The organism is Mitsuokella multacida DSM 20544, from assembly GCF_000155955.1.
GTDB classification, from domain to species: Bacteria; Bacillota; Negativicutes; order Selenomonadales; family Selenomonadaceae; genus Mitsuokella; species Mitsuokella multacida.
This window is the reverse complement of the sequence record NZ_GG697141.2, coordinates 1333699-1333985: the sequence shown is the minus strand read 5'-3', so window position 1 is coordinate 1333985 and position 287 is coordinate 1333699. Positions and strand designations below refer to the sequence as shown.

At 54.0% G+C, this 287-nt stretch carries 1 protein-coding gene; it reads right to left on the bottom strand.

What is annotated here, in order from left to right:
• Positions 1 to 287 (bottom strand): hypothetical protein (locus MITSMUL_RS12855; protein ID WP_005840946.1); only part of this gene is annotated, 287 nt, incomplete at both ends.

The following is a 287-nucleotide window of genomic DNA, read 5'->3' as shown; positions in this document are numbered from 1 at the left end:
TAACCCTTCGTCGCATACGTCAGGTTCACGATCGACGCATCGTCGCCATTCGTCAAGCCCTGGATATCCGACGTGAACGCCTTGTCGACCGTGCCGTACGTCGTCGTCTTGTCGTCCGTATTGACGAACAGCGCTGCCTTATTGATGTGCAGTTTCGCCGTGTTCGTCTTGACGTCATAGTTCTTCAGCTCGTTGACGCTCGTCGTGATGTCATAGTCACCAACGTCGTTCGTCTTCGTGTCGCTGAGGTAACCCTTCGTCGCATACGTCAGGTTGTTGGAACCGAA